At 39.8% G+C, this 20,733-nt stretch carries 24 protein-coding genes; all 24 read left to right on the top strand.

The window, feature by feature from the left end:
• Positions 1-8: 8 nt before the first annotated feature.
• Entirely contained in the window at positions 9-740 is a 732-nt protein-coding gene (locus J4G36_RS06400) for a LysM peptidoglycan-binding domain-containing protein (RefSeq protein WP_210469210.1), read from the top strand.
• A 145-nt stretch (positions 741-885) separates the two neighbouring features.
• The gene (locus J4G36_RS06395; RefSeq protein ID WP_210469209.1) at positions 886-1,611 is read left to right on the top strand and encodes a metallophosphoesterase; all 726 of its coding nucleotides are present in this window, start codon (positions 886-888) and stop codon (positions 1,609-1,611) included.
• A 12-nt stretch (positions 1,612-1,623) separates the two neighbouring features.
• Complete coding sequence (locus J4G36_RS06390) at positions 1,624-2,613, top strand: YpdA family putative bacillithiol disulfide reductase (RefSeq protein ID WP_256439559.1); 990 nt, start codon at positions 1,624-1,626, stop codon at positions 2,611-2,613.
• Between the two features lie 19 nt (positions 2,614-2,632).
• Positions 2,633-3,310 carry a glutamic-type intramembrane protease PrsW gene (gene prsW, locus J4G36_RS06385; RefSeq protein ID WP_210469207.1) on the top strand — a complete coding sequence of 226 codons (678 nt, stop codon included), beginning with the start codon at positions 2,633-2,635 and terminating at the stop codon, positions 3,308-3,310.
• A 108-nt stretch (positions 3,311-3,418) separates the two neighbouring features.
• On the top strand, positions 3,419-4,204 hold the full coding sequence (gene sleB / locus J4G36_RS06380) for a spore cortex-lytic enzyme (protein WP_210469206.1): 786 nt from the start codon (positions 3,419-3,421) through the stop codon (positions 4,202-4,204).
• A 73-nt stretch (positions 4,205-4,277) separates the two neighbouring features.
• Positions 4,278-5,564, top strand: coding sequence for a PepSY1/2 domain-containing protein (locus J4G36_RS06375; protein WP_210469205.1), 1,287 nt, complete (start codon positions 4,278-4,280; stop codon positions 5,562-5,564).
• Positions 5,565-5,656: 92 nt separating this feature from the next.
• Positions 5,657-6,334, top strand: a complete 678-nt coding sequence (gene cmk / locus J4G36_RS06370; RefSeq protein WP_210469204.1) for a (d)CMP kinase — start codon at positions 5,657-5,659, stop codon at positions 6,332-6,334.
• Positions 6,331-6,912 (top strand): lysophospholipid acyltransferase family protein, encoded by a 582-nt coding sequence (locus J4G36_RS06365; RefSeq protein ID WP_210469203.1) that lies wholly within the window; start codon positions 6,331-6,333, stop codon positions 6,910-6,912. The genes cmk and J4G36_RS06365 overlap by 4 nt, the downstream gene beginning before the upstream one ends.
• Positions 6,913-6,992: 80 nt before the next feature.
• Positions 6,993-8,135: a 30S ribosomal protein S1 gene (gene rpsA, locus J4G36_RS06360; RefSeq protein ID WP_210469202.1), complete on the top strand. Its 1,143-nt coding sequence runs from the start codon at positions 6,993-6,995 to the stop codon at positions 8,133-8,135.
• 135 nt (positions 8,136-8,270) lie between these two features.
• A complete protein-coding gene (gene der / locus J4G36_RS06355) occupies positions 8,271-9,581 on the top strand; it encodes a ribosome biogenesis GTPase Der (RefSeq protein ID WP_210469201.1) in 1,311 nt (436 codons plus the stop codon).
• Positions 9,582-9,611: 30 nt separating this feature from the next.
• Positions 9,612-10,634, top strand: coding sequence for an NAD(P)H-dependent glycerol-3-phosphate dehydrogenase (locus J4G36_RS06350; RefSeq protein WP_210469200.1), 1,023 nt, complete (start codon positions 9,612-9,614; stop codon positions 10,632-10,634).
• A 96-nt stretch (positions 10,635-10,730) separates the two neighbouring features.
• Positions 10,731-10,934, top strand: coding sequence for a DUF2768 domain-containing protein (locus J4G36_RS06345; protein WP_210469199.1), 204 nt, complete (start codon positions 10,731-10,733; stop codon positions 10,932-10,934).
• Positions 10,934-11,659, top strand: coding sequence for a hypothetical protein (locus J4G36_RS06340; RefSeq protein WP_210469198.1), 726 nt, complete (start codon positions 10,934-10,936; stop codon positions 11,657-11,659). Before J4G36_RS06345 ends, J4G36_RS06340 begins: the two co-directional genes overlap by 1 nt.
• A 190-nt stretch (positions 11,660-11,849) precedes the next feature.
• Entirely contained in the window at positions 11,850-13,328 is a 1,479-nt protein-coding gene (spoIVA, locus tag J4G36_RS06335) for a stage IV sporulation protein A (protein WP_210469197.1), read from the top strand.
• 181 nt (positions 13,329-13,509) lie between these two features.
• Positions 13,510-13,782 carry an HU family DNA-binding protein gene (locus J4G36_RS06330; protein ID WP_210469196.1) on the top strand — a complete coding sequence of 91 codons (273 nt, stop codon included), beginning with the start codon at positions 13,510-13,512 and terminating at the stop codon, positions 13,780-13,782.
• A 178-nt stretch (positions 13,783-13,960) separates the two neighbouring features.
• Entirely contained in the window at positions 13,961-14,530 is a 570-nt protein-coding gene (gene folE, locus J4G36_RS06325) for a GTP cyclohydrolase I FolE (RefSeq protein ID WP_210469195.1), read from the top strand.
• Between the two features lie 68 nt (positions 14,531-14,598).
• Entirely contained in the window at positions 14,599-14,832 is a 234-nt protein-coding gene (gene mtrB / locus J4G36_RS06320) for a trp RNA-binding attenuation protein MtrB (RefSeq protein WP_210469194.1), read from the top strand.
• Positions 14,833-14,872: 40 nt separating this feature from the next.
• The gene (locus J4G36_RS06315) at positions 14,873-15,610 is read left to right on the top strand and encodes a heptaprenyl diphosphate synthase component 1 (protein ID WP_210469193.1); all 738 of its coding nucleotides are present in this window, start codon (positions 14,873-14,875) and stop codon (positions 15,608-15,610) included.
• An 18-nt stretch (positions 15,611-15,628) separates the two neighbouring features.
• On the top strand, positions 15,629-16,324 hold the full coding sequence (locus tag J4G36_RS06310; protein WP_210469192.1) for a demethylmenaquinone methyltransferase: 696 nt from the start codon (positions 15,629-15,631) through the stop codon (positions 16,322-16,324).
• A 27-nt stretch (positions 16,325-16,351) separates the two neighbouring features.
• On the top strand, positions 16,352-17,326 hold the full coding sequence (locus J4G36_RS06305; RefSeq protein WP_210469191.1) for a polyprenyl synthetase family protein: 975 nt from the start codon (positions 16,352-16,354) through the stop codon (positions 17,324-17,326).
• Between the two features lie 84 nt (positions 17,327-17,410).
• Positions 17,411-17,857: a nucleoside-diphosphate kinase gene (gene ndk / locus J4G36_RS06300; RefSeq protein WP_210469190.1), complete on the top strand. Its 447-nt coding sequence runs from the start codon at positions 17,411-17,413 to the stop codon at positions 17,855-17,857.
• A 221-nt stretch (positions 17,858-18,078) separates the two neighbouring features.
• Positions 18,079-19,260: a chorismate synthase gene (gene aroC, locus J4G36_RS06295; protein ID WP_210469189.1), complete on the top strand. Its 1,182-nt coding sequence runs from the start codon at positions 18,079-18,081 to the stop codon at positions 19,258-19,260.
• Positions 19,261-19,262: 2 nt separating this feature from the next.
• A complete protein-coding gene (gene aroB, locus J4G36_RS06290) occupies positions 19,263-20,363 on the top strand; it encodes a 3-dehydroquinate synthase (protein ID WP_210469188.1) in 1,101 nt (366 codons plus the stop codon).
• Positions 20,360-20,725 (top strand): chorismate mutase, encoded by a 366-nt coding sequence (aroH, locus tag J4G36_RS06285; RefSeq protein WP_210469187.1) that lies wholly within the window; start codon positions 20,360-20,362, stop codon positions 20,723-20,725. Before aroB ends, aroH begins: the two co-directional genes overlap by 4 nt.
• The last annotated feature ends 8 nt before the right edge of the window (positions 20,726-20,733 follow it).

The raw sequence follows: 20,733 nt of genomic DNA, 5'->3' as shown, positions 1-20,733 counted from the left end.
ATTTGAAAATGAAAAAAGATGATTATAGATCGGAATTTGAAGAGCACAGACAAAAAATAAAGCTAGATGAGGAACCAACTGTTTTAAAAACTCGTGCAGAACTATATAAGAACAAACGTAAAAGCAAAAAGAAACCAAGACATGTCATGATTAATGTTATTTTTGCAATGTTTACTCTGATACCTATCCTAATTATTGCAGTTGTGGTTTTTAATTGGAATGTTGATAAAGATAATAATACAACCGCAGCCCAAGATTCCCAAGTGAAATATGAGACGAGTACTAATAAAACGAAACCAGAAGATAATAATAGTATTGGGAATGATAAAGAAGAAAAAGATGAAGCGGAAGAAAAAGCTAAGGCAGAGGAAAAAGCTAAGGCGGAAGAAAAAGCTAAGGCGGAAGAAAAAGCTAAAGCAGAAGAGAAAGCTAGAGCTGAAGAAAAAGCTAGAGCTGAAGAACAGGCTAGAGCTGAAGAAAAAGCTAGAGCTGAAGAAAAGGCTAGAGCTGAAGAAAAAGCTAGAGCTGAAGAAAAAGCTAGAGCTGAAGAAAAGGCTAAAGCGGAAGAGAAAGCAGAGCCAAAACCTACGATGAAAACACATACAGTCGCGGTAGGGGATACAATTTACAGCATTTCAGTCCGCCACTATCAATCCGGAAATGGTGTCGAAAAAATTAAGCAGGCAAATGGACTGACATCCAATGAAATTTATGTGGGTCAAGTGCTTATAATTCCATAACTCATGGGAATTCAATAAAATTCATCAATGGATAAAAGGCAAAGCGTTAAAACTTTGTCTTTTTTTATCTGAAATTTAAACAGAAAGGCGGCTGGTTATTACGTATAAAATAATATTTAACACTTTTTTAATTTTAATTCCTTCGATGTTTTTACATATGTTATCAAATGCATTTCAAAGGAATGTCGTACATCACGACGTCACAATCAATACTCGTAATAATAACAAAAAGAGACTCAAGGTATTTTTCATCTCAGATATTCATCGAAGAAAAATTGATAAGAAGTTAATTGATAAAATAGACAAGGATATTGATCTCATTGTGATCGGGGGCGATTTGGCTGAAAAAGGCGTGCGGTTGTCTCGAATTGCTTCTAATATTCGAATCCTCTCTACGTTTAGCCAAACATACTATGTATGGGGAAATAACGATCGCGAGGTTGGAGAACGGGCAATCCGTAATATAATGAGAAAGTTTCGCGTAATCATATTAGAAAACGAAAACATGCCAATTCCCGGACATAGTTCGTGGGGGATTTGTGGAACTGAAGATCCAACGAGTGAAAAAGTTGATATCGAACAAACCTTGAAAGATATTGATGAATATGAACATATACTAGCTGTTTGTCATCAGCCTAAAGTGTTGCGGGAAATAGAACGTGAAATTCTGCCTACAGTAGCATCTGTTCTACTTGCGGGCCATACGCATGGCGGACAAATTAGAATTGGTAAATTTGGATTGTTGGAAAAAGGAAGCTTTCAAACCAATTCCAATCGAACTAAACTAATTAGTAATGGCTATGGTACAACAAAAGTACCTTTACGACTTGGAGCACCATCAGAATGTCATATAATCACGATAACTTATTAGGATAAAAGAATCTTGAAATGTGTAATTGATAGGAGCGGTAAAATGCATTACGAAGATGTCATTGTTATTGGCGGGGGACCTTGCGGATTATCCGCCGCAATTGAATTACAAGATAAAGGATTTAAAGTTCTAGTGATAGAAAAAGGTAATATCGTAAATTCGATTTATAATTATCCCACACACCAGACGTTTTTTAGTTCAAGCATAAAGTTGTCAATTGGTGACATTCCATTTATAACAGCGAAAGACAAGCCGAAGAGAAACGATGCGCTCGTCTACTACCGTGAAGTTGTCAAAATGAAAAACATCCAAGTAAATAATTTCGAATTAGTAAAGCAAGTTAAAAATACAGCCGAAGGTTTTCTTGTTGAAACCGACAAGCAAAACTATTACGCGAAGAAAGTTGTCGTCGCAACAGGTTATTACGACAATCCAAACATGATGGGTGTCGAAGGTGAAAATCTCCCGAATGTTTTCCATTATTTTAAAGAAGGACATCCTTTTTTCCAAAAAAACGTTGTAGTGGTCGGTGGTAAAAATTCTGCAGTCGATGCAGCGCTTGAATTAGAACGGGCGGGGGCAAATGTGACAGTTGTCTACCGTGGATCCGATTATTCGCCAAGTGTTAAGCCGTGGATTTTACCAGGGTTTGAGAGTTTGGTGAAATCTGGAGAAATCAAGATGCACTTTGAATCGCATGTGGTAAAGATTACGGAATCATCCGTCACGATTGAACAAAACGGTGAAATAATCCAAATCCAAAGTGATTATGTATTTGCAATGACTGGTTATCATCCGAATCATACTTTTCTCGAAGAAATGGGCATTGAAATCGATGAACAAAGTGGATGCCCACTGTTTAATGAGGAAACGATGGAATCGTCAATTAAAGGATTATATATTGCAGGTGTTATAGCGGCGGGAAATAATGCCAATGAAATATTCATCGAAAATGGCAGATTTCACGGCGTTCAAATTGCAAATGCGATTGAGAAATCTTAGGTAGGAAGGGGTGCCATTCATGTTTATATTGTTTACCGTAGCAATTGCGCCTGGATTGGCACTGTTCAGTTATTTTTATTTGCGAAAAGAAATAGCTAAAGAACCATCGCGTACATTATTTCAAACATTTTTATATGGGGCGATTATGACTTTCCCTATTTTATTCGCTCAGCATGTATTTGAAGAAGAACATATTTTTTCAAATGAATTTATACGAAATGTCTTATTTACAAGTGGCATAGAAGAGTTTTTTAAATGGCTTATTTTATTTCTAACCGTTTATCACCACGTGGAATTTGAAGATGCATACGATGGAATATTGTACGGGGCCAGTATTTCTTTGGGTTTTGCAACGGTTGAAAATATTTTATACTTATTGACATATGGAACGGATATTGCTTTCTTAAGGGCATTATTACCTGTATCCAGCCATGCATTATTTGGTGTCGTTCTTGGTTATTATTTAGGAAAGGCAAAGTTTGCTGATGAAGCAAATAAGAAAAGGATATTATTCGTTGCTCTCTTAGCCCCGTTTATACTCCATTTTATTTATAATAGTATTTTTCTGATTCAGGAAGTATTTTTATATTTAATTATTCCATTTATGTTATTCCTCTGGTGGTTTGGTCTAACGAGAGTGAAATATGCACATACATTTGCCATGCAACAATTTAAACGAAAAGCGCAATCGAAATAAAAAGATCCAACCATAGAATCCAGCCGAAAGATTCATATGGCTGGATCTTTTTTTATTTTAATAAAATCGAGAAAATTGGATAAGCTTAAGAAAAAGGAGGATTGAATTATGAAAAAGATTATTAGTCATACTCTTATCGCTATGCTTCTCCTCAGTTCAGCGTATGTGTTGTCCCCACTTCCAACAGGAGCATTTAGTTCTCAACAAATACAACGAGGTGCATTTGGCGATGATGTTATCGAGCTCCAGGCTAGGCTCCAATACATTGGTTTATATAAAGGGGCAATTGATGGACAGTTTGGTTATGGAACTTATTGGGCGTTACGAAACTTTCAAGATAAATATGGTCTTCCAGTAGACGGAATAGCAGGTAATACGACGAAAAAGAAACTTGTAGATGTCTCGGATTACAATGAACAGTTTGTAAAAAATAATATTAACAAAGGAAATAAGTTTACCCATTACGGCGGCACCCCCCTTGAAAATCAAGTATCAAAGGGAACTGGTAAGAAAAAAGAAGTTCAATTACCCGCAAAATATTCGGAGCAAGACCTGAAATTGATGGCTAACGCTGTATATGGTGAAGCAAGAGGGGAACCGTATGAGGGACAAGTTGCGGTTGCCGCGGTAATCTTAAATCGAGTTGAGCATCCCGACTTTCCTGACACGGTCGGAGGCGTGATTTTCCAGCCTCTTGCTTTTACTGCTGTAGCCGATGGTCAAATCTGGTTAACGCCGAATGAACGTGCAAAAGAAGCAGTTCTGGATGCGTTAAATGGATGGGACCCATCTGAAAATGCAATATATTACTTCAATCCGATAACTGCTACGAGCAAGTGGATTTGGTCACGAGAACAAATTAAAAAAATTGGTTTGCACGTTTTCTGTATTTAAAGCAAGGTGATTTATCAAATGAGAGGAGGATTAAAAGGTTTCCGGAATCATATGCAATTCCGGCCCCGCTTTTATGAAAAAAATAATATTTGTACTGGTTTATTCGATTGCAGCGCTTTCGATTTTTACTTACGGAAAAACAACTGAAAATAAGCAGTTAAGCTATTTACTAAGCGGACAATATGCGGATAAGATGACAGAGGCAACAAAAAAGCTTGAGGAACTCGATACTGCGGTAAAAAAGACTTTGCTTTTTAACGAGGAAGAAGGTACCACGAATGCACGGGAAGATATTTGGCGCTTATCGTCTGAAATTAAAAATTCAGTTGGCTCTTTACCTCTTGACCGCCAATTTTCGAACTCTTGGATGAATTACCTAGGGAGATTGGGTAATTTCGCCAGAGAATCTGAGCGAAGTGGTAATCATGAAGAATACCACAAAGTGATGTCAGAAGCATCTAAAAACTTGAGGACTATGGCTGACGAATGGGAAGTTGCGACTGTGGGTTTGATTGACGGTAGGATGTCCGTTGATGGGTGGAGAAATCAATTGGAATCGGTTGATTCTACTCATGATTGGGGGGGAATGACCGAAACAGTGAAAAAAAATACGGAGAGTGATTTTCCGTTAACAGCAAGTGAATCAGATTCTCAGAAGAAAAAGGATCTTGAAAAACTGACGGATAAAAACATTTCGGGTGATGAAGCGATTGAACGATTTAAAATACTATTTCCCGAAGTTTCTTCTGGTTCGATTGTAATTGAAACTAGTAAGCCGGGCTCGCCCTATCCCTTTTACCATATTCGTTTCGCAAAAGATCAGTCCGTCGGTTATATTGATATAACAGAAAAAGGTGGGCATGTACTTTCGTTTTTGGCTGAAAGACCATTCACCGAGTCTAGCCTTGAGTACTCTGTTATTCAAAAAAGAGCGGAAGATTTCTTATCTAATTCAGGATATGAAGATACCGTGTATCAGGAATCTAGAGAGAATCATACAGCGTGGCATTTCGTATATGTACGCGTCGAACCCGAGTATGACGCGAAAGTATTTTCTGATGTTATCCATTTGAAGGTGGCAAAGGATACAGGTAATATTCTTGGTATGGATGCAATGGAGTATATTCAGAAAGAAGAAACGAAAAAACAACCAATTAAGAAAATTGATTGGAAAAAGTTTTTCCATTCAAATGTGCAAGTCGTTAATGAAGAGCTTGCATACGTTGAAAATGATCGTCTTGAACAAAGGCTTTCACACTATTTGACGGTCGTGATGGAAAACGATGGAGTCACTGAAACTTTTGTAGTTGTTGTTGATACAGAAACCGGCGAAATAATTGAAACTGAAAAACAACAATAAGTCGAATTTACTTGGAGAAAAGTCATCTAAATGGAGACTTTTCTCTTTTATTTTGATACAATATTGTCGGATTGACCGAAGGAGGTAATTAGATGGTCGGAATACAAATTGCGATTGATGGACCTGCCGCGGCTGGTAAAAGTACGATTGCAAAAATTGCAGCCGAAAAGTTAGGTTATACGTATATAGATACTGGCGCGATGTACAGAGCTCTTACGCATAAAGCCCTTAAACTTGGCATACATATTAATGACGGAAAAAAACTTGAGGAACTACTGCGTGAAACAACAATTGAACTGGCTCCAGGAGTTAAGGGCCAAGTGGTACTTCTAGATGGCGTGGATGTTTCTGAAGAAATTAGAACATTGGAAGTGACAAATTCTGTTTCCGCTGTTTCTGCACATAGCGGCGTACGTAAATTGATGGTTGAAAAACAACAGGTCTTAGGTAGTAAGTCGAGTGTTGTTATGGACGGTCGCGATATAGGGACTGATGTCTTGCCTGGTGCCGAGTTGAAAATCTTTATGACCGCTTCCGTTGAAGAACGAGCAGAGCGTCGGCATATCGAAAATAGTAAACGCGGGATTGAATCATCTTTGGAACAATTGAAATCCGAAATAAGTGAACGTGATCGTTTAGATACTGAACGCGTGACATCACCACTTAGACAAGCAGAAGACGCGATATTAATCGATACAACCTCGATGTCGATTGATGAAGTGGCTGAAATGATTAGTCAACTTGCAAAAGAGAGGTTGAGCAATTCATGAACTTATACCCTTTGGGGAAAGCACTGGTAAGCTTGGTGCTCTATCCGTTATATCGCGTAAAAGTCATTGGGAAAGAAAACTTCCCTAAAACCGGCGGTGTCTTACTTTGTACAAACCATATTGATAATTTAGATCCCCCAGTTGTAGGAATGACATGCCCGCGTCCAGTTCACTTTATGGCTAAACAAGAACTTTTCGAAGCGCCTATATTGAAAAGTGTTCTGCCGAAAGTTAACGCGTTCCCTGTTAAACGCGGAATGAGTGACAGACAAGCGCTTCGAAATGCATTATCAATCCTTAAGTCGGGGAATGTCGTCGGGCTCTTTCCTGAAGGCACTAGAAGTGAAGATGGAAAGCTAAGAAAAGGACTTGCTGGAGCAGGTTTCTTTGCTCTAAAAGGTGACGCGCATGTATTGCCTTGTGCTATCATTGGTCCGTACAAACCATTTTCAAGGCTAAAAGTCGTGTACGGTAAACCGATTGATATGACGGAACATCGAGCTGCCAGAACATCGGCAGAGGATGTTACTGCCATTATTATGGAGGAAATTGGTAAGTTGATAGAAGCAAATAAATAATGTAACAAGTGTAATTTTTTGTTTTTATGTGCCAGTTCGCATATTATAGAAATAAGAGTTTTTATAGAGGAGGACTACATATGTCTGAAGAAATGAATTTGGAAACTCAAAATGAATATAACGAAGGCGATCGTGTTACGGGAACAATAACTAAAATTGAAGAAAAGTCTGTGACAGTAGAAATAGCAGGGGCGCCATTCGATGGTGTTATCCCAATTAGTGAAATCTCAAGTCTTCATATTGAAAAAGCATCGGATATCGTCTCTGAAGGCGACGAGCTTGAATTGATGATTATGAAGGTTGAGGAAGGTAATTATGTACTGTCGAAAAGAAAAGTAGATGCGGCAGATGCTTGGGATTCCCTTGAAGAAAAATACAACAATAAAGAAACTATTGAAACTGAAGTGAAAGACGTTGTAAAGGGTGGACTCGTGGTTGATTTGGGTGTTCGTGGCTTTATACCTGCATCACTGGTAGAAGACTTTTTCGTTGAATCCTTCGAGGAGTATAAAGGCCGTCAGATGACATTTAAAATTGTCGAGATGGATAAAGAGAAAAATCGTCTCATACTATCTCATCGTGCGGTTATCCAAGAAGAAAAAGCGGCTAAGAAAGGCGAAGTACTTGATAGTCTTGAAGAAGGTCAGGTGCTTGAAGGAGTCGTTCAGCGCATAGCTTCATTTGGGGCATTTGTGGATGTAGGCGGGGTTGACGGATTAGTCCATATTTCACAACTTTCTCATAAGCATGTTGAAAAAGTTTCGGATGTTTTAAAAGAAGGCGAAACTGTAAAAGTTAAGGTTTTATCAATAGATCGCGACTCGGAACGAATTTCTTTATCTATTAAGGAAACGTTACCAGGACCTTGGGAGGGAATTGAGGATAGAGTTCCGAAAGGTTCCGTACTTGAAGGTACAGTGAAGCGACTGGTTTCATATGGCGCATTCGTTGAGTTGTTCCCAGGTGTTGAAGGACTTGTACACATATCGCGAATTTCGCATGACCATATCGGAACACCTGAGGAAGTTCTAAAAGAAGGTCAGAAAATCGAAGTAAAAGTGCTTGAAGTGAATCCTGAAGAGGAACGTCTATCACTTAGCATTAAAGATTTAATTGAAAAAGAAGATTTTACTTCATACGGCGATTATGAAATGGGCGAAGAATCTCAAGGATTCTCCATTAGTGACGTAATTGGTGATCAACTGAAGAAATTCTCAGAATAACTCATCAAGGATAGTTTGAAAATTCGATGAGAATTTTTGAACACCTTTTGTACGGGTGGTGGTGCTCTTACGGGCATCATCATCTTTTTTTGTGTATAATATGCAGAAGATAAGCTGGAAGGATGTTTTATGATTATGACGAAACCAACCGTAGCAATTGTCGGAAGACCTAACGTTGGCAAATCGACAATTTTTAATCGCATTGTCGGTGAGCGTATTTCAATCGTTGAAGACGTTGCAGGTGTAACACGTGACCGTATTTATAGTTCGGCAGATTGGCTAGCACACGAATTTCACTTAATTGACACAGGTGGAATTCAAATAGGCGATGAGCCTTTCCTAGAACAAATTAGACTGCAGGCGGAAATTGCAATTGAAGAAGCCGACGTCATTATTTTTCTTGTAAACGGACGTGAAGGGGTAACAGATGCGGACGAGCATGTTGCCAAAATATTATATCAAACAAAAAAGCCAATTGTATTAGCGGTGAATAAAATTGATAATCCTGAAATGCGGGATATGATTTATGATTTCTATTCTTTAGGATTCGGAGACCCTTACCCAATTTCTGGTTCTCATGGATTAGGGCTTGGAGATTTACTGGATGAAGTAGCTGCGAATTTCCCGGATGATGATCACGAGGAAATTGAAGACGATGTTATCCGCTTTTCATTGATTGGACGACCAAACGTTGGAAAATCATCATTGGTAAATGCACTGCTTGGCGAAGAAAGAGTTATTGTCAGTGATATAGCGGGCACGACAAGAGATGCTATCGATACGCCGTATGTATATGAAGGACAAAAGTATAAAATAATAGACACAGCGGGTATGCGGAAAAAAGGAAAGGTGTACGAAACAACTGAGAAATACAGTGCGCTGCGTGCGTTAAAAGCGATTGACCGATCCGATGTAGTCTTAATCGTAATAAACGGAGAAGAAGGCATACGAGAGCAGGACAAGCGTATTGCGGGCTATGCAGAGGAAGCGGGTAAAGGCGTAATGTTTGTCGTGAACAAATGGGATGCAATCAAGAAAGACGACAAAACAATGAATAATTTCACAGATAAAATCAGAGATAATTTCATGTTTCTTGATTATGCGCCAATTGCATATGTTTCAGCGAAAACAAAACAGCGTGTCATGTCTTTGTTTGACAGCATTCGACTGATCAGTGAGAATCATGCGTTACGCATTCAGTCCAGCGTTTTGAATGAAGTTGTCGAAGATGCAATTGCACGAAATCCAGCGCCGACTGATAAAGGGAAACGCCTTCGTATATATTACGTCACACAAGTTGCGGTTAAGCCACCAACTTTTGTTATATTTGTCAATAATCCGGAATTAATGCATTTTTCTTATGAACGATTCTTGCAAAACAGACTTCGGGAATCATTTGGTTTTGAAGGTACGCCAATTCGATTAATTACTCGGGCGCGAACATAATACGCGATTACACAAAAAAGGATTGATTTCATGAAAAAAGTATCTGTTATCGGTGCAGGAAGCTGGGGGACGGCAATTGCATTCGTTTTAGCCGAAAACGGGCATGATTGCTTGTTGTGGGCAAGACGGGAAGAGCAATCCACTGAAATTAACGATAAAAATCAAAACAGTGCCTATTTGCCGAAGGTTACACTTCCGAAAAATTTACATGCAACATCGGACCTGGAACGGGCTGTTGGCCATGGGGATATTCTTATTGTTGCAGTGCCTACAAATGCAATTAGATCAGTTTGCGCTGAGATAAATTCAAGTATTAATGAACCGAAATTATTTGTTCACGTTTCGAAGGGGATTGAACCAGATTCTTTGAAACGCATTTCAGAACTGATTGGTGAAGAAGTTACCGCCGAAAATAGAAGGGGCATTGTTGTACTTTCAGGACCAAGTCATGCTGAAGAAGTTGTGGAGCGTCATCCGACTACTGTCACTGCTGCTTCTACGGATTTATCAGCAGCTGAAGAAATCCAAGATCTATTTATGAATGCATACTTCCGTGTTTATACGAATCCCGATATTGTAGGCGTTGAACTCGGGGCTGCGCTTAAAAATGTTATCGCGTTGGCAGCAGGAATTACCGATGGTCTTGGTTATGGTGATAATGCCAAGGCGGCGCTTATTACCCGCGGACTTGCAGAAATATCGAGACTTGGTGTGAAAATGGGTGCTCACCCATTGACGTTTTCTGGATTGACGGGTTTAGGCGATTTAATCGTTACTTGCACAAGCGTTCACTCTCGAAACTGGAAAGCGGGAAATATGCTTGGCCAGGGACAGAAACTAGAAGACGTTATTTCAGGTATGGGAATGATTATTGAAGGCGTCAGAACAACGAAGGCAGCCCATCAGCTCGCTTCTGAGTATGACGTGTCCATGCCGCTCACAGAAGCGTTACACTCAGTGCTATTCGAGGATGTACCTCCTAAAGAAGCGGTAGATCAATTAATGAATCGAATGAAAAAACAGGAAGTCGAAGATTTATTCGGCAACCAATAATTTTTATTTGCATCGGCAGTGGTTTAAAACGCTGCCGATTAGCCGTAATTACATTTCAGTGTAAGTGATTAAATCGTGAAAGGTGGATGATTTGCTATGTCCGCAATGGATAAAATGTGGCTATCTTTTTATGCCATGGGCTTTATGGTCATATCTATGGGACTTATTTATGCAAGTAGATACAAATTAAAAAATCGAATAATTAAATTCCTATTTGCATTTACTGCATATTCCCTGCTATTAATATCTTTTCTTGCAATGATTTATCTTGTCTTTAATGGCCCTACAGGAGGAGCGTAATGAAATTACTATTTAAAAAACGGACCTTTATACTTCTTCTGTCGCTAGTGTTTTTATTAACTGGGTGTATGTATCCAAGCGACAATCAAGATGTTAGTGGAAATGTTCCCTATGCTGAACACATTGAAAGTATCCAAAAGGCAGTAGATGCTTACCAAGAAAATTCCGGCGGTTTGTTGCCGATTAAAACAACTGAATTAGAGACGGACATCTATATAAAGTATCCGATTGATTTTGCTAAGCTCGTACCGGCGTATACAGAAAAAATACCTTCTACTGCTTATGAAAAGGGAGGGATATTCCAATACGTGCTTCTTGATGTGGAGGAAAACCCTACTGTTAAGCTTGTGGATCTCCGATTAGCTGAACGTATTCGGGAATTAAATTTACGTAAAAATATTAATAATGGGTATATACCGCATGAGCCTAAGGCAATCGGTAATAATGTTTTTGAAATAGATTATAAAGCCATGGGTTTTAAAGAGCAGATCACAGTGAAAAGTCCTTACTCGGAAACTTTTCTTCCACTCATCGTGGGTGGGGACGGTAATTTCTATGTAGACTATTCCATCGACCTACAAAGATTGCTTGATGAAAAAGAAGTAGAAGTAAAGCCGGGCGAAGATATTCGAAGATTATTAGAAGAAATATCTCCGGTTTTACCTGCATACTCACTACCTTATACTGTGAATGAAAATAACGAACCGGTCATTATGGATTGGTAAAGAACAAAAGCGCAAGGCGCCCACTTATGGCCCCGAGGGGCTGGCGCCTGGAGCTAGACGTGAAATCTCTGTGTTAGAACATATCCAAAACTTTGTAGTTTCCTAAGCAAATTATAAAACGTTTCATGCTATCCGCATGAAACGTTTTTCTAATACATAAACTAATATGCGCAGAAAAGGAGGACGATGGATGAAAGAAAGTTTATATGAAAATTTGGCTAGACGAACTGATGGAGATATTTACATTGGTGTCGTCGGTCCTGTTCGTGTAGGGAAGTCGACGTTCGTTAAAAGAGTCATGGAAGAGGTAGTCATTCCAAATATGACCGATGAGGCGGACAAAATACGAGCACAAGATGAACTTCCACAAAGCTCACCAGGACCAGTTATTATGACTTCGGAACCGAAATTCGTACCAGCTCAAGGAACTTCGGTCTCTGTAGGCGATGGGGAACTGCAATTTCATATTCGACTCGCAGATTGCGTCGGATACGTCATTGACGGTGTGAAAGGTTATGAAGATGAGGACGGACCTAAATATGTTCATACGCCGTGGCATAACGAACCAGTGCCGTTTGAAGAGGCGGCCCGGATTGGAACGGATAAGGTAATTAGGGACCATTCGACAATAGGAATCCTCGTCACAACAGACGGAACCGTAAATAATATTCCCCGAGCCGCTGCGGAAGTAGCTGAAGTGGAGATAATCGGAAAATTAAAAGATATCGGCAAACCGTTTGTTATCGTGTTGAATTCCAAAATGCCAGCACACGAAAAGACAATTGCGCTAAGAGAGGAACTAAACGAAAGATATGGTGTGCCTGTCATTGCAATTAGTGCAGACCAATTAAATGCGCAGGAGATTCAGCTGATTTTGAAAGAGGCATTATATGAATTTCCTATTTCAGAAATTGAGTTACAGAAACCAGATTGGATGGATGTTCTTGGGAAAGATCACCCACTGAATGCCTCAATTGACAACGTGATTAGCGAAGGATTTCTTGAAGCTTCAAAAATTAGGAAAGTGCAGGAATTAGCAGCGAAGTTAGTCGATGAGCAACATGTTCGTAATGCCGAAGTCGTTGAGGTGGATGCCGGACAAGGAAAGGCAGCTATTAAAATCGAAATGGATGAACAAGCTTTTCGCGAAATCTGCGAGGATTTTATGGGGCAGGAAATCGGGACGAAAAAAGAATGGTTGCTTTTCATCCGAGATGCTTCGAAAGCAAAAAAATCATATAATATGTATGCCGAAGCAATTGAAACAGCCAAAAGAGATGGGTATGGAGTCGCATTGCCTGTCATTGAAGATTTCAATCCCTCACCCCCAGAACTCATTAAACAAAACGATTTCTTCGGTGTGCGGATGAAAGCTAAGGCGCCATCAATTCATATGATTCGAGTAGATATGGAAGCCGAGTTTTCCCCGCTAATTGGCTCGGAATTTCATAGTCACCATTTACTGAAAGATTTAAAAGAGGCTTATTTACATGACCGGGAAGCGCTTTGGGAAACTCAACTTTTTGGTACACCTTTACATGAAGTTATGAAAGAAAGCATTCGTTTTAAAACTGCGACTGTTCCTGCGAATGCAAGAAAACGACTTCGAGAAACGATTGAACAGATGGTAAATAACGGTGAAAAGGGTATGATTACGTTTATTGTATAACGTTTCGCTCATTGCATGTTCGGCTGAGAAAGACTCGTAAAATACGGGTCTTTTTCTTCATTTTACGAAAAAAATGCATGTTATTGGGAAAACCGTGTAGATATTGTTGCATGGCGCTTTTTCTTATGATACTCTTTCTACAGTATTGTAATAGACATCTCTTTGAGAGGAGGTGAATAGTGTGAACAAATCTGAATTAATTAACTCTGTAGCCGAGTCTGCGGGACTTTCGAAAAAGGATGCAACAAAAGCTGTTGAGGCTGTTTTCGAAACAATCCAAACTACTCTTGGTGAAGGTGACCGTGTCCAAGTGATCGGTTTCGGTACATTCGAAGTTCGCGAGCGTGCTGCTCGTAAAGGACGTAACCCTCAAACAGGGAAAGAAATCGATATTGCTGCAAGTAAAGTTCCTGCTTTCAAAGCGGGTAAAGCGCTTAAAGACGCAGTTAAATAATCGCTATTCTTACATAGGAGCCTACCCGCCCGAATCTGTTTCTAGATTCGCGGGTAGGCTTCTTTCCTTTTAAAAGCATCTCGAATAATAGAATGAGTGCCTGAACTGTACTGTAATGAACGAATATGCTACTATTTTTGAAGAAATGTCTTTTATTTGATTTAGGAGGATTCTTAACATGCATGAAGTTGATTATAATAAAATAGAACAAGCAGTGACAATGATTCTTGAAGCGGTTGGAGAAGATACGGAAAGAGAAGGTCTTATCGATACGCCGAAAAGAGTCGCAAGAATGTACGCTGAAATGTTTGAAGGGTTACATAAAGATCCACGAGCGTATTTTAAAACTGTTTTCAATGAAAATCATGATGAAGTCGTGCTAGTTAAGGATATAGGTTTCCACTCGATGTGCGAACACCATCTAGTCCCTTTTTATGGCCATGCCCATATTGCATATATTCCGAGAAAGGGTGTAGTCGCTGGTTTAAGTAAATTGGCGAGAGCCGTCGAAACAACTGCCAGAAGACCGCAACTTCAAGAACGGATAACATCAACTATTGCTGACACGTTAGAAGAAATGCTGGATCCTGTTGGTGTTTTTGTTGTTATTGAAGCCGAGCATATGTGTATGACGATGCGTGGAGTACGTAAACCAGGCGCGAAGACGTTGACGACAGTTGCGCGCGGAATTTATGAAGACGATGCTGTTAAACGATCTGAAATATTATCACTCATTAAAATGTCCTAACCCTTTTGCCCGCATGTCGTTATTTGTGATATGATTAGGGAAATGATACAGAGGGAAGAGGTGCGAAAATGACACAATCCGACTACATCGTAATAAAAGCCAAAGAAGATGGGGTAAATGTCATTGGTTTAACCCGTGGTGATGATACAAAATTTCATCATACAGAAAAACTAGATCGCGGCGAAGTAATGGTTGCACAGTTTACAGAGCATACATCAGCAATGAAAATACGCGGAGATGCGGAAATTCATACTGCAAATGGTGTCGTATCGAGCGAAGGAAAAAATAACAAAGAAATTTAACAACGCTTTTCGCCTGGACATCTTTGAATGGAGATTGACGATGGAAAGAGAAAACATTAACTATTGTATTAATAATTATATTGATGAATTAAGACTTGCTGTTCGTCAACCTATTCTTGAAAGAGATGTTGGTAGTGTAGACGTTGATAAAGCAAAAGTTTTTTTCATGCTACTTCCGCTATTGAACGGAGAAAGATGGACAGATTCTACTCATGCAGCTGCCGTCGCTGTAGGTGCTGTACACATTGCATTTGATGCCCACGATACAATTCACCATAAAGATGCTACATCGACCTTACAACAGCTTACAGTTCTTTCTGGAGACTACTACAGTGGAATTCATTATAAGATATTGGCTGCATTGCCAGACATCGATTTTATACGGACATTATCCATAACAATCGGCCAAATTAATGAATTGAAAACAAATTTTTATAAGCGTTCACCAATAAATGTAAAAGAACTGCTTGAAACGGTTGAAAGCATTGAAGTAAGCTGTATTAAAGACTTTTTACATGCCTATGGGTTTTACGAGTATATTCCACTTGCATCTACAGCTTTGACAATCCTGGCTTTGGATTCTGCAATGAAGCAAACAACTAGGCGGAAAATACCTGAAATCTTAGAATGGAAACTAGATCAACATGATTTAGACCAAGTGCTGTCTAAGCTGAAAAGTAAATTAGAAAAACAAATTGACGCGGCAGACTTCATGACACCTTTATTAAAAGAGAAAATTCTAGGCATGACTGCACCGCTTCTTGGTAAAATGATCTAAGGAAATGAGGGAGTTGTCTTGGTTTTATCGAAAGAAGAAAAAGTCCACGACGTCTTTGAAAAAATATCGACTGATTATGATAAAATGAATTCTGTAATCAGTTTCAACCAACATAAAAAATGGCGGGACGATATTATGCGCCGCATGGCGGTTCGTAAAGGGGCGTCAGCTTTGGATGTTTGCTGTGGTACCGCTGACTGGACAATTGCCCTAGCTAAAGCGGTCGGCCCATCAGGTAAAGTAACTGGACTCGACTTCAGTGAAAGCATGCTTGAAGCAGGAAAAGATAAAGTAAAACCGTATCCGACTATTTCTTTGGTTCACGGGAATGCAATGGAATTGCCATTTCCGGATGAGACGTTTGACTATGTTACAATCGGATTCGGACTTCGCAATGTACCGGATTATGAACAAGTCCTAAGTGAAATGAAACGTGTTTTGAAACCGGGTGGAATGATCGCGTGTTTGGACACATCTCAACCTGAACTTCCGGTTTATAGACAATTATTTCGTTTTTACTTTAAATTTATTATGCCGGTTTTCGGTAAATTGCTCGCAAAGAGTTACCGCGAGTATTCTTGGTTACAAGAATCAGCAGAAGAATTTCCTGGCATGAAAAAATTAGCTGAATTATTCTCTGATGTAGGTTATAAAAATGTCTCATTTAAATCATATAGTGGTGGCGCAGCGGCAGGCCATGTTGGATTTAAATAATAAATACCGCAGGGGAAGGTAGTCGTTTTGGAGAAATTACAAGTATTATCACTTTATGCTGACTTTCGAAAGGATCTCAATTACATAGAAAAACAACTTGAGCGATCAGTTCAGTCAGCATCCCCCATTATTCGGCAAGCATCGCTACACCTGCTCAGAGCGGGTGGAAAACGCATTCGACCGATTTTTGTGATCTTAGCCTCTGAATTTGGCGAGTATTCGTTGGAAGATGTATCCAAAGTTGCTGTTTCACTGGAGCTTATTCATATGGCCTCACTTGTTCATGATGATGTGATTGATGACGCCGATATGCGGCGTGGATTAAAAACAGTGAAGGCGAAATGGGATAATCGAATTGCTATGTATGCGGGTGATTATATTTTTTCACGTGCATTGCTTTCAATTGGCGAAATTGAGATGCCGGCTGCCCATCGATTACTTGCTAAAACGATGCTCGAAATTTGTCATGGTGAAATCATTCAAATTGATCAACAACGTGAAATGGATCAAACTGTTCGCGATTATTTACGTCGTATCAAACGAAAGACAGCACTTTTACTTTCTTCCAGTTGTGAACTTGGCGCACTCGTTTCAGGCGCAGATGCCTCCGTCGTCAGAAAGTTAAGCCGCTTCGGATATTATGCGGGCATGTCTTTTCAAATTATAGATGATATTCTAGATATCACTTCTACCGATAAAGAGTTGGGCAAACCAGCTGGAAGCGATTTGTTAAACGGACATATCACATTGCCGATTTTATACATAAAAGATCATCCGTCATTTCTACCTTATTTGGAACGTGCATTTGAAGGCACGTTAACAGAACTTGAACGCGAAGATATGTTAACTTTCATACGTCAATCGGGTGCGATACAAAAAGCGACAGAAGTCAGCGATTTGTACCTTCATAAAGCGTTGAATGAAATTAATAGCTTGCCGAACATCCCCGCCAAAAAAGCCCTGGAACAAATTGCAAAGTTTATCGGGCAACGAAATTACTGACAACTTAATAGTTGAAAGGTAATGAAGCGGGTGGTACGATTTACAAGGGGAAATCCCCTATATATTATTGAGGGAGTGTTTGGAATGGAAAGAACTTTTCTAATGGTTAAACCTGATGGTGTTCAACGTAATTTAATGGGTGAAATTGTAAGTCGTTTTGAGAATAAAGGGTTCCAATTGGTTGGCGCAAAACTTATGCAAATTACTGAAGAACTTGCTGAGCAACACTACGGCGAGCATAAAGAACGTCCATTTTTTGGCGAGCTTGTAGAATTCATTACATCCGGTCCAGTTTTCGCAATGGTTTGGGAAGGTGAAAATGTTATTTCTACTGCACGTTTACTTGTAGGCGCAACAAACCCGACTGAATCAGCGCCAGGAACAATTCGCGGTGATTTTGCTGTAACTGTAGGCAAGAACATTATTCATGGTTCTGACTCATCTGAATCAGCAGTTCGCGAAATCGGGCTATTCTTTAAAGAAGAGGAATTAGTTTCCTACGATAAAGTCATGAACAACTGGATTAACTAATTTTTATTTAAAAGCAGCCAGGCGGTTTTCGCACGGCTGTTTTTGTATACATAAAAGTAAAGACCCACTATCCGGATTCATTTCGGGTAGTTGTAACTTATAACTGACGTAACGTGATTATATCAAGCATACGTGGAATAATAGCAAATAAGTAATAATGTATAGTCTAAAGACTAATAATTTGGTATAGTGCTATAAAACATACATAGGGGGAGACGGTATTGAGGTTTTTTACAGCAGGTGAATCACATGGGCCGCAACTAACGGCGATAATTGAAGGACTTCCAGCTCAAATGGAATTGACGACAGAGATGATTAACGGTGAGTTAGCTAGACGCCAAGGCGGTCATGGTCGAGGAAGACGCATGCAAATTGAAACGGATGAAGTCGTGATATCCTCTGGTGTACGTCATGGGAAAACGCTTGGTTCACCAGTAACATTAACTGTCGTCAATGATGATTGGAAACATTGGACGAAAATTATGGGTGTCGAGCCATTGGAAGAAGGAATGGATCCAGCCGACGTTAAGCGTCAAATTACGCGTCCTAGACCTGGTCACGCCGATCTTGTTGGTGGCATGAAATATGGTCACCGTGATTTACGAAACGTCTTAGAACGCTCCTCGGCGCGTGAAACGACTATGCGTGTTGCAGTGGGGGCAGTCGCGAAGAAATTTCTAGAGGAAATTGGCATCAGAACCGTAGCGCATGTCCATGAGATTGGCGGTGTTAAGATTGATCCTTCGTCTTATGAAGGTTTATCGATGGAGGAATTAAGAGAAGTTATTGAAAAAGATCCTGTGTATTGCGCAGATCCGGAGGCTTCTATTCAGATGGTTCAAGCAATTGATGATGCTAAGGGTCGTGGCGACACGATAGGTGGTGTCGTAGAGGTGATTATAGAAGGTTGTCCTCCTGGAATTGGAAGTTATGTGCAATTTGATCGAAAATTAGACGGAAAACTTGCCGGGGCAATGATGAGCATTAATGCATTTAAAGGTGTCGAAGTCGGTCTAGGGTTTGAAATGGCAAGAAAACCTGGCAGTGAGGTGCATGATGAAATTGCTTGGAGTGAAGATAGAGGCTATTACCGGAAGTCGAATCGACTCGGCGGTCTTGAGGGCGGTATGTCAACAGGAATGCCGATTATTATCAGGGGCGTCATGAAACCGATACCTACATTGTATAAACCTTTGGAAAGTGTCGACATCGATACTAAGGAACCATTCGTTGCAACAATCGAACGCTCTGATCCTTGCGCGGTTCCAGCGGCATCTGTGGTTGCAGAACATGTTATTGCCACAGCACTAGCAACGGCCATCATGGAGGAGTTCCGCTCGGATACGATGGAAGGTATTAAAAAAGAAATTGAAGCGCACAGAAGATATGTAAAGGAGTTTTGAGGATGGGTAAATTATCGGTTAACATTGCAGATTCCTCATATGATGTTCATATTCGTTCAGATTCCTACGAGCTTTTCAAAACCGATTATGCCAAGTTATTAAAAAGTGTCGATAAAATTGCAATTATTGCTGATGAGCATGTTGCATCCCTTCATCTGTCTGTTCTCCAAAACTCTTTACAATCAGTAGAGTGTGAAATTGTTGTGAAAACAGTACCCGCGGGTGAAAGCTGTAAAACGACGAATGTTTATACAGATTGTTTATCTTTTTTATTGGAAAATGGCTTTACACGTGATTCGTTATTAATTGCTTTTGGCGGTGGAGCATGCGGCGACTTAACTGGATTTGTCGCTGCGACATTTATGAGAGGAATCCGCTATATTCATTGTCCGACATCAATATTAGCCCATGATAGTGCGGTCGGTGGGAAAACAGCGATTAATATGCCTGAAGGAAAAAATATGGTGGGGTCATTTCATCAACCTATTGGCGTCTTATTTAATGAAAATCTTTTCAGTACGCTTCCACCCCGGGAAATTAGATCGGGTATGGCAGAACTTATCAAACATGCATTTATATCTGATCAGAAATGGACGAAAGCGTTAATGTCTAATACCACTTTTTCCAAACCATCTATGGAATGGCTTGCGCCTGAACTGCTCCGCGGAATTCAAGTGAAAGCCAAAATCGTGGAAGCGGATGAATATGAAAAGTCTGTCCGGAAGTTCCTTAACTTTGGCCATACTTTTGGTCATGCAGTGGAAGCAGTTTGCGGATTTGGCGGATTGAGTCACGGGGAATGTGTCATGATAGGGATGGCATACAGTTTACTCTTAAGTGAATCGAATGGAGAAGTAACCTCCAGTTTAACAAATGAATTCATCCAATTTTCATTGGCGAATGGTTATACATACACGCCCATTCACGAACATTCATTTGAGACTTTTTATTCCTATATGACTTTAGATAAAAAAGCTTCTTTCGGCAAAATAAATTTTGTATTACTTCAAGAAATCGGAATTCCTTATATAAAAGAAATTTCCAGAGAGCAGTTGGAAAAAGCTTTTGAACAACTACAAAATAGAACGGGGGGAACGGCATGACAATTAGAGGAATACGAGGAGCAACGACCGTTGTTCAAGATGAAGGGGAAGCTGTTCTCGTCGCGACTGAAGCATTGGTTAGAGAAATGGCCGAGAAAAATAGATTAGTTCCGGAAGATATTATTTCGGTATTAATTTCCACGACTACTGATATAAAATCGGCATTTCCCGCAAGAGCAGTTAGAAGTATTGAAGGTTGGACGTATGTGCCAGTTATGTGTACGCATGAAATGGATGTACCAAATTCAATGCCGTTTTGCATACGAATTCTCATGCATGCGAATACTTCAATCGTTCAAAAAGAAGTTCACCATATCTATCAAAATGAAGCAATTCAGCTACGTCCAGATTTACGAAAATAGTATACTAG

This window comes from Sporosarcina sp. 6E9, from assembly GCF_017921835.1.
GTDB lineage: Bacteria > Bacillota > Bacilli > Bacillales_A > Planococcaceae > Sporosarcina.
The sequence above is the reverse complement of the archived record's forward strand: the minus strand, read 5'-3'. Positions and strand labels throughout refer to the sequence as shown.

What these genes read in the sequence shown, in the direction of transcription:
- J4G36_RS06400 (WP_210469210.1), top strand. Translation starts at nt 9, where the DNA reads ATGAAAAAAGATGATTATAGATCGGAATTTGAAGAGCACAGACAAAAA.
- J4G36_RS06395 (WP_210469209.1), top strand. Translation starts at nt 886, where the DNA reads ATGTTTTTACATATGTTATCAAATGCATTTCAAAGGAATGTCGTACAT.
- prsW (WP_210469207.1), top strand. Translation starts at nt 2,633, where the DNA reads ATGTTTATATTGTTTACCGTAGCAATTGCGCCTGGATTGGCACTGTTC.
- sleB (WP_210469206.1), top strand. Translation starts at nt 3,419, where the DNA reads ATGAAAAAGATTATTAGTCATACTCTTATCGCTATGCTTCTCCTCAGT.
- J4G36_RS06375 (WP_210469205.1), top strand. Translation starts at nt 4,278, where the DNA reads ATGAAAAAAATAATATTTGTACTGGTTTATTCGATTGCAGCGCTTTCG.
- cmk (WP_210469204.1), top strand. Translation starts at nt 5,657, where the DNA reads ATGGTCGGAATACAAATTGCGATTGATGGACCTGCCGCGGCTGGTAAA.
- J4G36_RS06365 (WP_210469203.1), top strand. Translation starts at nt 6,331, where the DNA reads ATGAACTTATACCCTTTGGGGAAAGCACTGGTAAGCTTGGTGCTCTAT.
- rpsA (WP_210469202.1), top strand. Translation starts at nt 6,993, where the DNA reads ATGTCTGAAGAAATGAATTTGGAAACTCAAAATGAATATAACGAAGGC.
- der (WP_210469201.1), top strand. Translation starts at nt 8,271, where the DNA reads ATGACGAAACCAACCGTAGCAATTGTCGGAAGACCTAACGTTGGCAAA.
- J4G36_RS06350 (WP_210469200.1), top strand. Translation starts at nt 9,612, where the DNA reads ATGAAAAAAGTATCTGTTATCGGTGCAGGAAGCTGGGGGACGGCAATT.
- J4G36_RS06345 (WP_210469199.1), top strand. Translation starts at nt 10,731, where the DNA reads ATGTCCGCAATGGATAAAATGTGGCTATCTTTTTATGCCATGGGCTTT.
- J4G36_RS06340 (WP_210469198.1), top strand. Translation starts at nt 10,934, where the DNA reads ATGAAATTACTATTTAAAAAACGGACCTTTATACTTCTTCTGTCGCTA.
- spoIVA (WP_210469197.1), top strand. Translation starts at nt 11,850, where the DNA reads ATGAAAGAAAGTTTATATGAAAATTTGGCTAGACGAACTGATGGAGAT.
- folE (WP_210469195.1), top strand. Translation starts at nt 13,961, where the DNA reads ATGCATGAAGTTGATTATAATAAAATAGAACAAGCAGTGACAATGATT.
- mtrB (WP_210469194.1), top strand. Translation starts at nt 14,599, where the DNA reads ATGACACAATCCGACTACATCGTAATAAAAGCCAAAGAAGATGGGGTA.
- J4G36_RS06315 (WP_210469193.1), top strand. Translation starts at nt 14,873, where the DNA reads ATGGAAAGAGAAAACATTAACTATTGTATTAATAATTATATTGATGAA.
- ndk (WP_210469190.1), top strand. Translation starts at nt 17,411, where the DNA reads ATGGAAAGAACTTTTCTAATGGTTAAACCTGATGGTGTTCAACGTAAT.
- aroB (WP_210469188.1), top strand. Translation starts at nt 19,263, where the DNA reads ATGGGTAAATTATCGGTTAACATTGCAGATTCCTCATATGATGTTCAT.
- aroH (WP_210469187.1), top strand. Translation starts at nt 20,360, where the DNA reads ATGACAATTAGAGGAATACGAGGAGCAACGACCGTTGTTCAAGATGAA.